This is a genomic window from Pseudomonas sp. 10S5 (genome assembly GCF_035019745.1).
Taxonomy (GTDB): domain Bacteria; phylum Pseudomonadota; class Gammaproteobacteria; order Pseudomonadales; family Pseudomonadaceae; genus Aquipseudomonas.
The window spans coordinates 210,981-223,067 of record NZ_JASJVL010000004.1 but is presented as its reverse complement, the minus strand read 5'-3'; the positions used below and the strand labels follow the sequence as shown (position 1 = coordinate 223,067).

Here is a 12,087-nt window from a genome sequence, read left to right as displayed (position 1 = left end):
TAGTGGTCTCAAAATCGCAGACGTTCCGTTCAGAAACGTTCCATTTTCGGCAGCCACACCCTAATTAACGAAAAGAGTCGATCAAGGTCGATAGGCTTGGCCAGATAATCATTGGAACCGGCCTGCAGGCAGCGCTCCTGATCGTCTTTCATCGCCTTGGCGGTGACCGCAATGATTGGCAGTTTTCGCCAGCGTGGGTTTTTGCGAATTTCAATCGTGGCTTCGTAGCCATCCATTTCCGGCATCATCACGTCCATCAGCACTAAGTCGATATCGTCCACTTCGCCCAGTTTTTTGATGGCCTCGAAACCGTTACGCGCCATTTCAACCACGGCGCCTTTATGCTCCAAGGCGCTGGTCAGTGCGAAGATATTGCGCACGTCGTCGTCGACGACCAAAATTTTTCGCCCCTCGAACACCTTGTCGCGGCTGCGCGCGGTCTTGAGCATCTTCTGGCGTTCGTTGGAGAGTTTAGATTCCACTTTGTGCAGAAACAACGTCACTTCATCCAGCAAGCGTTCGGGCGAACGAGCGCCCTTGATAATGATTGAGCGTGAATACTTGAGCAGCTCGGCTTCTTCATCTCGGGTCAGGTTTCGGCCGGTATAGACGATGACGGGTGGAAATGCGCAGATGTCTTCGGTTGACATACGCTTGAGCAAATCATTGCCCAGCATGTCCGGGAGCTTGAGGTCGATGATCATACAGTCGTAGATGTTGTCGCGAAGCAGTGACAACGCATCCTGAGCAAAGCCAACGGCCGTTATTTCGATGTCATCATCCCCAATCAGGCGGGCAATACTGTCTCGCTGCAAGGCATCGTCTTCAACCAACAGGATACGTTTGACCTTCTGGGTTAACTTGGCTTCGAGCTTGGCAAAAACGTCTTTAAGCTCCTCGCGGGTTGTCGGTTTAACCGCATACCCGATCGCCCCCATGTGCATGGCCGCCTCTTGCCGATCTTCGACCGATATCACGTGCACCGGTATGTGTCGGGTAGGCGCCAGCTCTTTCAAACGCTGCAAGACCGTGAGACCTGAGTGATCGGGCAAGCGCATATCCAGCAAAATCGCATCGGGGACAAATTGCACCGCCAAGTTAAAACCGTCATCGGCGGCATGAGCCACTAGGCACTGGTATCCCAGTTCGTGCGCTAAGTCGAACAGGATCTGCGCAAAACGGACCTCGTCCTCGATGACCAAAATGCATCGAGATTTGAAAGGGGCGTTATGTCGATCATCGGCAAACAGCGCTACCGGCTCTTGAACGAGAGCGGTCGCCGGAACGATCACCGGCAGCAAGGGGGGCACTGGAATCACCGCTGGCTGCTCGCCGTATTGTAGCTGGACCTGCTCGACATACTGCTCTGGCAGCACCAATGTGAAAATGCTGCCTTGCTCGGGAGCGCTGGTGACAGTAATTGATCCACCCAATAGACCGGCAAGGTCGCGCGAAATCGATAGCCCCAGGCCCGTGCCGCCATAACGTCGATTCGTGGTGCCGTCAGCCTGACGGAAGGCCTCGAAAATACTCTCTTGATGCTCCTCAGCAATACCGATCCCCGAATCGCGCACCGTAAACGTAATGCCCTCACCAGGCTGGCGCGAAACGATCAAGCTGACGCTTCCGCGTTCGGTGAATTTGACCGCGTTCGATAACAAGTTTTTCAGAACTTGCTCCAGGCGCTGGCGGTCGGTGAATAGCATCGTTGGCGCCCCCGCCTGCAATTCAACCTGGAAATCGAGCTTTTTGTCATTAGCCAGAGGCTGAAACATCCCCCGCAGACCTTCAACCAAACGCGCCACGCTAGTGTTTTCCGGACGCATGTCCAGCTTGCCGGCTTCGACTTTTGAAATATCGAGAATATCGTTAATCAAATTCAGCAAATCGTTGCCAGCCGAATAGATAGACTCGGCGAATTTAACCTGCTCCGCAGTCAAGTTTTCCGTGGGGTTTTCCGCCAGCAACTTTGCCAAAATCAACGAACTGTTCAGCGGCGTACGCAACTCGTGGGACATGTTGGCGAGAAATTCTGATTTGTATTTGCTGGAACGTTGCAGCTCATGGGCACGTGCTTCGAGTTCAACTTGAGCATTGTTCAGTTTTTCGTTATTGCGATCTAGCGCATCGCGCTGATCCGCCATGGCTTGGGCTTGCTCGGCCAACTGTTCGTTGGTTTGCTCCAGCTCTGCCTGTTGGGTCTCTAAATGAACTTGGGACTCCTTAAGAATCCTTGACTGCTCTTCAAGTTCTTCATTGGCGGTTTTCAGCTCTTCTTGCTGCACTTGCAATTCTTCATTCAACTGCTGGGTTTGCGCGAGCACTTCCTGCAACCGCTGCCGATACCTCGCAGCTTCAATAGAGGTGCCAATATTATCGGAAATCACCTGCATAAATTCGACGTCACGCTCGGTTAGCGGACGCAAGAAACCGAGTTCTATTACCCCATTGACCTCATCATCGTTGCTGGTCGGAACAACAATGACGCTACGTGGCGAACCTTCGCCCAACCCGGAACTGACCTTAAAGTAGTCTTGTGGTACCTCGTCCAGCGTGATGATCTTATCCTGCTGGGCCGCTTGACCGATCACACCTTCGCCGCTGTAGATAGACTGTTCATGCTGTTCTTGTTCGCGGGAAAAACCATAAGAAGCGATGCGTCGAAACCCTCCGTTCTCCTGACGAACATACATCGCTGCGACGGCTGTCCCCAGAAACTGAGCGAAAAACTGCAGCACGTTTCGACCCAAAAGATTTAGCGTTAGTTGGCCGAGCACCTGCTCAGCCAACTCGCTCTGACCGTTGCGCAACCAAGCGACATGCTGCAAGCGTAACGCGTGGTCTTCTTGCAGTTTCAAATTATCGCTATAACTCCCCGATAACATAAGCATGTCGCGTCGACCGACGAAGGCTACGAGTCCGCTGATGGACAAGACAAAAATCAGGTAAAGGCTGACAGTCAGGATCGTCGTGCGAGTGACATCTTCATTGCGAGACGTACGTAACTGTTGCTCCATCTGCACCGCAACTTCATATTCAGTGCGAATTTCGTCGGACAACCGCTTGCCGCGCCCAGCTCGGATGGCGCTTTGATAGTCTCCGTTTTGGCGGCGTAGATTGATCATTTCCTGGGCAAAATCATTCCAGTCGTTCTGCAGAGCAGACAGGCGCCTGAAACGATCAACTTGAGGAGGGTTATCGGCGACAAGTTCCTCAAGCCCTTTAAGCTCATTGCTTATTGCAGGCTTAGCGACCTCATAGGGATCTAGAAAATGCTCATCGCCGGTCAACAGGAAACCGCGCATCCCGGTCTCCATGTCCACCGACAGCTTTAAAGAGCGGTTAGCGTTGTTGATGACCCTATCGGTATGTTCAACCCATTGAATTGTTGACAATAAATACGTAATTAAAACGATAAAAAATACGGCGCTCAGGACCCCTACGCCTAAAGGTAAACTGATATTTCGGGTTAACATTTTGCGAAAGTGTTGCTCGTCAATCGAAGACGGATGGTTCATCAGGAGGCCCGGGCGAATTCATCGAAACCGCAGATTCTGCCGCAAACATCACGAAAAGACCCGATATCTTAGATAAAAAATAAAAAAATTCAGGTACATAGCGGGCACATGCAGTGTTGATTCGCCGTTCTGATTAGAATAGGCTCAAAAAAACACTCGTTTGAATAGATTTTTGGCAAATATTGAACTTGTCGTCACTTTTTACTCACTGATGATCAGGCTGTACAGAGACAATCAGCCATCTTTCCCGCTTTCATTCCAAGGAGTACTTCATGTCCACAGGCGCCAGCACCATCCTTGTAGTGGAAGACGATCACATTGTGCGCATGTTGATTGTTGATGTGCTGGAGGAGCTGAAATACACCGTATTCGAAGCAGCTGACGCTGAATCTGCTCTTGAGCAGCTGAGTGATCCTGAAAAAACCTTTGATTTACTTATGACCGATCAGGGTCTGCCCGACATGAAGGGCGTTGACCTTGCCAATGCTGCTTTGGCATTGCGCCCGGCGTTGCCGGTCTTGTTCGCCAGTGGTTATTCGGAGAACATTGACGTGCCCAAAGGCATGCACATCATCGGCAAACCTTTTTCGATTGACCAACTGCGCGATAAGGTCAGGAAAATTCTGAGCCCTACCCATTGATGCGCAACGTGTTGCACAACGCGGGATTGCGCCCCATTCATTAAAAATGAGTTGTTTCCAGCTGACCAAGACCTTGGGATGCTGCGCAAAATCAAGCGCTCAAGTGCGCAATGACCTGCACAGCAGGTAAGCACTAACCGCTATTTATTTTGAATACACATGAGTTAAATCGCATAGCCTATTGTTTTTGTTCGATATTTTATTTATGGCATGACTCTTGATGAAGACCAGTTCCGCGACGCATGTGTATGTGTCGATGTGAACTGCATATTTATAAACCAGGAGAGTTTCATGCCAACACCCGCTTATTTAACCATCGTAGGCACCAAGCAAGGTCTGATCACCGAAGGTACTTTCACGGCCCCCTCGGTTGGCAACATCTACCAAGAAGGTCATGAAGACCAAATCCTGGTACAAGCCTTCGCCCATCAAATTATTATCCCGCGCGACCCTCAGTCCGGCCAACCCACTGGCCAGCGTGTACATAAACCGCTGATGATCACCAAGGTATTCGACAAATCCTCGCCTTTGATTTTTACTGCATTGACTACTGGCGAAATGCTGACCAAATGCCGTCTGGAGTGGTTTCGCACCTCAGCGTCCGGCGCCCAGGAGCACTACTTCACTATCGAGCTGGAAGACGCTCTGATTGTTGACGTCAACTCGCGGATGCCGAACTGCCAAGACCCAAGCCAGTCGCATTTCACCCACCTTGAAGACGTTTACTTCACCTACCGCAAAATTATCTGGACACACGAAGTCAGCGGCACTTCAGGTTCAGATGATTGGCGCATCCCCGTCGCGGGCTAACCTCTCTAGCGTAATAAACAACGGGCAGGCTTCCCTGGCCGTTGTTTACTGTCACGCGGTTCTTCCTATGCGCCTGGCGCCCTGTGGTTTAATTGCCCCTTCTGATCAAAAGAAGTCTTCCACATGAGCCTGTACCAGCCGAGCACTCCCACGCACGTGCTCATCATCGGTTATGTCTGGCCCGAACCGCGTTCCTCGGCAGCCAGTGGGCACATGATGCAAATCATCGACTGTTTTTTGGAGCAAGGCTGGCAGATCACCTTCACCAGTCCTGCTGCTGCAGGTGAGCACAAAGCTGATCTTTCGGCGCTGGGCGTTTGTGAAATCACGATCGAGCTCAACAACAGCAGCTTCGATACATTTATCACCGAGCTTAATCCTGACATCGTATTGTTTGATCGCTTCATGATGGAGGAGCAATTCGGCTGGCGCGTTGAGAAGCACTGTCCGAATGCACTGCGGATTTTAGAGACCGCCGACTTGCAATGCCTACGCGACGCACGTCATCAGCTGCTCAAAGATCACCTCAAGAACAACTCAGAGCCTGATGATTTAACTGAATTTTTCGGATCTCTTTCCCACGGCATTCTGCAACCGATGGCGGACAGTGACGTCGCTAAACGGGAAATCGCCTCGCTTTATCGCTCTGACCTCAACCTGATCATCTCCGACGTAGAAATCGACCTGCTTACAGATCACTTAAATGTTCCACAATCATTGCTGCACTGGTGCCCGTTCATGCTGGCTGACATTCCCAGCCAAGGGCCAGCGTTCGATGAACGTGCGCACTTCCTCACTATCGGCAACTTCCGGCATGCGCCTAACTGGGACGCGGTGCTGTGGCTGAAAACTGCAATTTGGCCATTGATTCGCCAACAGCTGCCGTCTGCGCAACTGCATATCTACGGCGCCTACACCCCACCCAAAGCCACCGCCCTGCACAATGCTGCGCAGGGTTTTCATGTGATGAACTGGGCCGAGGATGCGCTGGAAGTCATGTCCGGCGCCCGCATCTGCCTGGCACCCCTGCGCTTTGGCGCCGGCATCAAGGGCAAACTCCTCGACGCCATGCTCTGCGGCACGCCTAGCGTCACCACGCCCATTGGCGCCGAGGCCATGCACGGCGAACTGCCATGGCCCGGCGCAGTCGCCAGCAGCGCCAACGAGATTGCCGCTGCCGCCGTCGAACTGTATCGCGATGAAACTCTATGGAACGTAGCGCAGGCAAAAGGTTGGGCATTGGTGGCTGCGCGTTATCGCCATCAGCAACACTGCGCTAGTTTGATAACCCGCATCGAAGAGTGTCGAAAAAACCTGCAACAACAGCGCTCAGAGAACTTTACCGGCGCCATGCTCCGTCATCACCTTCACAAAAGTACCCAGTACATGGCGCAGTGGATTGAGGCGAAGAATCGGAACGCTCATTGAATTTGATGGCGGTGTTTGAGGCTGACTTACGTGCGAAATCGCAGCTTCAAATGTAGGAGTATTCCTAAACTCAGGTGAAGTGCAGTCTCGAATATCTTGGCTTGATAAAGTTTTGAGGTTTTCAATCCAAGGATAGATACCCATGCCGATGCCAGCTTCCCCTCCAACCGAATCAGTGGACTCCGATATTTACACAGCCGCTCGCCAGAGAAGCTATTTTCCTAATGGAGCAGCTTTTTTATACTCTTGGTTCTACACAGGTCCGAATCGGGGGCCATGGGATTACAAGCAGATATCCCGAAGCTACGAAGATTTTGGAAATTTCAATTACGGTGCCACAGGTACTGCCATCACGGCCAGGAGCGCGCTCAGCAAGGTTTGCGCAGTAAATACGTATCCATGATCCAGCCTTTTTCGCGTCTGGCCGTTTCACGGACGCGTTTGATGTCAGCGCTGACGTCATTAAGCGGTCCCGAGATCAGGATTTCATCCGGCGTGCCCAGGTACGCCCCCCAATAAATGTGCAAATTGCTGTCGGTCAGGCGATCAAAGGCACAATGGGCGTCGAGCATCACCACCACATTTTCGATGCTGTGGGCGTCTTGCTGCGTTAATCGGCGTCCGGTGGTGATGTGAATTGGCTCGCCAATACGATTCAGCGGCACACGATGCTGAGCAACCAGTGCCTGCACACTGGTAATCCCGGGAATGACTTGATAATCGAATGGCTGAGCACCGCGTGCCAAGACCCGGTCAAGGATTCGCAGGGTGCTGTCGTAGAGTGATGGATCGCCCCACACCAAAAAACCACCCACCTCACCCTCGCCCACTTCATCGGCGATGAGTTGCCCGAACAGCACCGCTCGCTGCTCATGCCAGACTTCAATGCCCGCTTCATAAGACCCCAGATTTTCCAGCCGCACTGGGTCCTGCACTTGCACAATCCTGTAATTATCGTGAGCGATGTAGCGCTCGCATATATCCATCCTCAAACGCAAAAGATCGTCATTTTCATAACCCTTATCGAGCACGAAGAACACATTCGTCTGGTTCATCGCGTTCACCGCCTGAATCGTGATCTGTTCCGGGTGCCCGGCACCAATACCAATCAGCAGGATTTTTTTCATTAAGTAACCACTCCAAATGACGCGTGCTTTAAGCCTATAGACAGTGAACACCCGTTGCGGGGCAAGCAAACAGGGGCAAATTTTGCGGCATTGACGAATCAAAAATGATCGACTGCCTTGCACGTTTGGGTCAAGACGTACAAATTGTCGTCAAAGTCGCACCGCATTCCTGGCGCGAGGGACGGGCTGAAGTAATACTTGCCTGACGGATACATCACTGCGACGAACTACACATGATAAGAACAACAAGAATTACCGACCCATCCTATGAGCTCATGGACGACCATAACGGCCTGTCGATCATCTATCGCGAACATGGTTTCCCATGCCCGCTGGTGCGTTGGCATTTTCACAAGGAATATGAGCTGCATCTGATCGTCGCCAGCTCAGGGAAAGTTTTTGTGGGCGATTACATAGGCAATTTCTACCCTGAAAGCTTGTTTTTGACAGGTCCTAACCTGCCGCATAACTGGATCAGCCAGGTCGACGAGGACGAAGTCGTACCCAAGCGCGACATGCTGGTGAATTTTACCGATGAATTATTTGAAAGCGGCAACCTGGTATTTGCCGAACTCAAAACCCTGGCTCCTCTGCTGGAGCGGGCCCAGTATGGGATCGAATTCCGCTGTAAGCGAACCATCCGTCTGGCCATGAAGCTGATGCAAAAAATTGCCGACAGCAAAGGTATCAGCCGCTTGGGGCATTTTTTCATTTTATTGGAGTTGCTGGCGGCCAGCGATGATATTCAATTGCTGTCGGGCACCAAATCGCCACAATTGCCAGATGAACACAGCGTCGACCGAACTAACCGGGCCGTCGACTATATATTTGCCCATTACGCACGCGAGTTACCACTTGAAGAAGTGGCCGAATACCTAGGTATGAAACCAACGTATTTTTCACGAGTGTTCAAGCAAGCCACAGGCCGTTGCTTTGTGGAATTCGTAAACCGGTTGCGTATCAGCAAATCCTGCGAGCTGCTGGCAGTAGGCGACAAGCCCGTGACCGACGTCTGTTTCGAGTCTGGATTTAATAATATTTCGAACTTCAATCGCCGCTTCCAGCAGCTCAAAGGCATGACTCCCTCGCACTATCGTCGATTAGCCGTGCAACGCCTAACGGAACAAAACCGATACTGAATCACCCCTCTTCATCTCTCGTCAAAAATTTCAAAACCGCTCTATGCTATGCAGCGACGGGACTTCGGTGCTTTTACAGTTACACACTCAGTGCAAAATAGTATTAGTTTGAGTGCTGCGCAGGATTTGTCATTGCACGCCGAGACCGTTGTAATTAGTAGACAGCCTTCCTTACCTCTGGAGGCTACAAAAACAATAACTGACCCTCTGTAGCCTACTGGGCGCGGATGAGGATTAATCGATGAAAACCCCCGCAAAGCTATTACTTGCAAGCACCTGCCTGGCACTCAGCGGCATCGCTTCTGCTGGCACTGTGACCATCGCTACGGTCAACAACAGTGACATGATTCGTATGCAGCGCCTCTCGAAAACCTTCGAGCAAGAACACCCAGACATTAAATTAAATTGGGTTGTGCTGGAAGAAAACGTTCTACGCCAGCGACTTACAACTGACATCGCTACCAAGGGCGGACAATTCGACGTGCTGACTATCGGCATGTACGAAGCCTCACTCTGGGGCCAAAAAGGTTGGCTCGAAGAAATGAAAGACTTGCCAGCCAGTTACGCGCTGGATGATGTGTTCCCATCAGTACGTGATGGTCTGTCGGTCGATGGCAAACTTTTTGCCCTGCCGTTTTACGCTGAAAGCTCGATGACTTATTACCGCACCGATTTGTTCAAGGCTGCAGGTTTGACCATGCCTGAGCGCCCAACCTGGACTCAAATTGCCGGGTTCGCAGCCAAGCTTACGGATAAAACCAAAGAGCAGTACGGCATATGTTTGAGAGGTAAAGCAGGCTGGGGCGAAAACATGGCGCTGATCAGCACCATTGCCAACTCGTATGGCGCACGCTGGTTCGACGAGCAATGGAAACCGCAGTTCGACCAACCTGAGTGGAAAAATGCGCTGAATTTCTATGTTAAAACCATGAAGGATTCGGGCCCTCCAGGCGCTTCCAGCAACGGTTTCAACGAAAACCTGGCGCTGTTCAACAGCGGCAAGTGCGCTATTTGGGTTGATGCCACCGTTGCCGGTTCGTTCGTGACCGACAAGACCCAAAGCAAAGTCGCTGACAATGTAGGTTTCACCTACGCACCGCACGAGGTCACCGACAAAGGATCGGCGTGGTTGTACTCCTGGGCACTGGCGATCCCGACCAGCGCAAAAAACCAGACGGACGCCAAAGCCTTCAGCGAGTGGGCAACCTCCAAGGAATACGCAGCGTTAGTGGCCAAGACTGACGGCGTCGCCAACGTTCCACCTGGCACTCGTGCATCGACCTATAGCGATGCGTACATGGCAGCGGCACCCTTCGCCAAAATAACCCTGGAATCGCTGAAAGCGGTCACACCAAAAACACCGACGCTTAAGCCGGTGCCTTACGTTGGCATTCAGTTGGTGACCATCCCAGAGTTTCAGGCGATCGGTACCTCCGTTGGGCAACAGTTCTCGGCAGCGTTAGTCGGCTCCAGCACGGTGGATGCTGCTCTGGCTTCGGCACAGACCACTACCGAGCGAGACATGAAGCGCGCGGGCTATCCGAAGAAATAGTCACAAATGTTGCCAGTGCCGAGCAGCGTTGCGCTGCTCGGCACCTTGTCCAGGCTGCACCGAGTTTCGGAGTCACCATGAATACTTCTGCCATCAATCCTCGTCTGGATACATCCAGCCCGCCCCCCAAAGCAAAACGCCGTCTGACTAAACCGGGCTGGTATCTGGTCAGCCCCTCTGTGTTGATGTTGTTGGTGTGGATGATCGTGCCATTGGGCATGACCGTTTATTTCTCCACAATTCGGTACAACTTATTGTCGCCTGGCGACCATGAATTTGTCGGGCTGGAAAACTTTACGTATTTCATTACCGACAGCGGGTTTATCCCTGGCGCCACCAACACCTTGTTGCTGGTGGGCAGCGTGCTGGCGATCAGTGTCGTTCTCGGCGTATTGATTTCCGCTTTATTGGAGGCCAGCGAATTTTTCGGTCGCGGCATCGTACGTGTGATGTTGATTTCGCCGTTTTTCATCATGCCGACGGTCAGCGCCCTGATCTGGAAAAATCTGATTTTCCACCCCGTGTCGGGAATTCTCGCAGCGCTCTGGAGGGTCTTGGGCGCGCAGCCGGTGGACTGGCTGGCTCACTTCCCGCTGCTGTCGATCATCATCATTGTGTCTTGGCAATGGCTGCCGTTCGCCATTTTGATCCTGATGACCGCGATGCAATCGCTGGATCAGGAGCAGAAAGAAGCTGCGCGCTTGGATGGCGCCGGTCCTATCGCGATCTTTTGGCACCTGACGTTGCCGCATCTGGCGCGACCGATTGCCGTTGTAATCATGATCGAGACGATCTTCCTGCTCTCGGTATTTGCCGAAATCTTCACCACCACCAACGGCGGGCCGGGCTATGCGTCGACTAACCTTGCCTATCTGATCTACAACCAGGCTCTGCTGCAGTTCGACGTCGGTATGGCTTCGGCCGGCGGCTTGATTGCCGTAGTCATCGCCAACATTGCCGCGATTATCCTGATTCGGATGATCGGTAAAAACCTCACCGACAAGTCATGAGGGCCCTGCCATGATGACGCTCAAACAATCCCGCCGCCTGCAAAGCGTGCTGCTGGGCGCCCTGTCCTGGGCGATTGCAGCACTGATCTTTTTCCCGATTTTTTGGATGGTATTGACCAGTTTCAAAACCGAGATTGATGCTTTCGCCACGCCGCCGCAGTTCTTCTTCACCCCGACGCTGGAAAACTACATCCATATCCAGGAACGCAGTGATTACTTCCACTTCGCCTGGAATTCGATCGTCATTTCTTTCAGCGCCACCCTCATTTGTTTGCTGGTTGCTGTTCCAGCGGCTTATTCCATGGCTTTTTTTGAGACCAAGCGCACTAAAGGCACGCTGCTGTGGATGCTCTCGACCAAAATGCTGCCGCCCGTGGGTGTGCTGATGCCGATCTACTTACTGGCCAAGACCTTCGGCCTGCTGGACACACGCTTTGCGCTGATCGCCATCTACACCCTGATCAACCTGCCGATTGTGGTTTGGATGATTTACACCTATTTCAAGGATATTCCGCCGGATATTCTTGAGGCTGCGCGCTTGGATGGTGCTACCACCGCCCAAGAAATATTCCGCGTTCTCGTTCCTATCTGCAAAGGCGGACTGGCGTCCACGGCGCTGCTGTCATTGATTCTGTGTTGGAACGAAGCGTTCTGGTCATTGAACCTGACCTCATCAAACGCGGCGCCGTTGACGGCCCTGATCGCCTCCTACTCCAGCCCTGAAGGGCTGTTCTGGGCCAAGCTTTCTGCGGTCTCGACCCTAGCCTGTGCGCCAATCTTGATCTTCGGCTGGATCAGCCAAAAACAACTGGTTCGCGGCCTGTCTTTCGGCGCCGTCAAATAGATAGTTTCAGCCTCTTTA

9 protein-coding genes are annotated in these 12,087 nt (G+C 52.3%); 7 read left to right on the top strand and 2 right to left on the bottom strand.

Translation table 11 applies throughout. From position 1 onward, the window contains the following. Positions 1–29: 29 nt before the first annotated feature. Positions 30–3,518, bottom strand: a complete 3,489-nt coding sequence (locus tag QN378_RS05875; protein WP_322203326.1) for a response regulator — start codon at positions 3,516–3,518, stop codon at positions 30–32. Between the two features lie 272 nt (positions 3,519–3,790). Here QN378_RS05875 and QN378_RS05870 point away from each other — a divergent pair, with 272 nt between their 5' ends. The 3 genes from QN378_RS05870 (at position 3,791) to QN378_RS05860 (ending at position 6,397) form a co-directional block, all read left to right on the top strand. Next, positions 3,791–4,159: a response regulator gene (locus tag QN378_RS05870; RefSeq protein WP_323546249.1), complete on the top strand. Its 369-nt coding sequence runs from the start codon at positions 3,791–3,793 to the stop codon at positions 4,157–4,159. A 291-nt stretch (positions 4,160–4,450) separates the two neighbouring features. Beyond that, a complete protein-coding gene (locus QN378_RS05865; protein ID WP_322203322.1) occupies positions 4,451–4,969 on the top strand; it encodes an Hcp family type VI secretion system effector in 519 nt (172 codons plus the stop codon). A 123-nt stretch (positions 4,970–5,092) separates the two neighbouring features. Then, a complete protein-coding gene (locus QN378_RS05860; RefSeq protein WP_323546252.1) occupies positions 5,093–6,397 on the top strand; it encodes a glycosyltransferase in 1,305 nt (434 codons plus the stop codon). Between the two features lie 368 nt (positions 6,398–6,765). On the opposite strand, the gene cobF is transcribed toward QN378_RS05860, so the two are convergent. Then, complete coding sequence (gene cobF / locus QN378_RS05855) at positions 6,766–7,524, bottom strand: precorrin-6A synthase (deacetylating) (RefSeq protein WP_322203319.1); 759 nt, start codon at positions 7,522–7,524, stop codon at positions 6,766–6,768. A gap of 233 nt (positions 7,525–7,757) precedes the next feature. On the opposite strand from cobF, the gene QN378_RS05850 reads away from it, so the two are divergent. The 4 genes from QN378_RS05850 to QN378_RS05835 all read left to right on the top strand — a co-directional run bounded on the left by QN378_RS05850 (position 7,758) and on the right by QN378_RS05835 (position 12,069). Next, on the top strand, positions 7,758–8,663 hold the full coding sequence (locus tag QN378_RS05850; RefSeq protein WP_322203317.1) for an AraC family transcriptional regulator: 906 nt from the start codon (positions 7,758–7,760) through the stop codon (positions 8,661–8,663). Between the two features lie 241 nt (positions 8,664–8,904). Then, entirely contained in the window at positions 8,905–10,215 is a 1,311-nt protein-coding gene (locus QN378_RS05845) for a sugar ABC transporter substrate-binding protein (RefSeq protein WP_322203314.1), read from the top strand. Between the two features lie 77 nt (positions 10,216–10,292). Next, positions 10,293–11,225, top strand: a complete 933-nt coding sequence (locus QN378_RS05840; protein WP_322203312.1) for a sugar ABC transporter permease — start codon at positions 10,293–10,295, stop codon at positions 11,223–11,225. Positions 11,226–11,235: 10 nt separating this feature from the next. Continuing rightward, the gene (locus QN378_RS05835; protein ID WP_322203310.1) at positions 11,236–12,069 is read left to right on the top strand and encodes a carbohydrate ABC transporter permease; all 834 of its coding nucleotides are present in this window, start codon (positions 11,236–11,238) and stop codon (positions 12,067–12,069) included. Positions 12,070–12,087: the final 18 nt, after the last annotated feature.